Source organism: Rhizobacter sp. P3_C12 (genome assembly GCF_056402735.1).
The window spans coordinates 1-500 of the sequence record NZ_JBFUGW010000673.1; the positions used below are offsets into that span (position 1 = coordinate 1).

At 67.0% G+C, this 500-nt stretch carries 1 protein-coding gene; it reads right to left on the minus strand.

What is annotated here, in order from left to right; all coding sequences use genetic code 11:
* Positions 1–500, minus strand: a 500-nt coding sequence (locus AC1DXV_RS35280) for an FG-GAP repeat domain-containing protein (RefSeq protein WP_477938140.1), incomplete at both ends; no start/stop codon positions are given.

The window sequence follows — 500 nt, forward strand, 5'->3', positions numbered from 1 at the left end:
CAGCCGTTGCTGTGGAACAGCGTGTTGTCCGCGCCGGTCAGGTTGAAGCCCGTCACGCGCCGGAAGCTGCCGTCGCCGTTGCTCAGGTACAGCCGGTTCTCGGCCGGGTTGTCGGACCAGCGGATGAGGTCGGTCTTGCCATCGCCGTCGAAGTCGGCGGTGATCACGCCGTAGTTCGAGAAGCGGGCCAGGTTGATGCCGGCCACCGTGCTCTGCATCGTCAGCGTGGCGAGTTCACCGGCCGAGAATGTGGTGTTGCGCTGGTAGGCGTCGCTGGCGTCGGGTGCGTAGTCGAAGCGTGAAGGCGGCAGGCACAGCGATTCGGCCGCGCCGACGCATTCGGTGATCGTGCGCAGCCGGCTGCGGTTGGTCACCGCGCCGCTGTCGTAGCCGAGCCGCAGCGTGTTCACCTTGAGCGGGTTGCCATCCGCGTTCACGAAGGTCTGCACCTGCGCCAGCCGCTGCACGTTCAAGAGCTTGCTGCCGGCCACGTAGGCCTC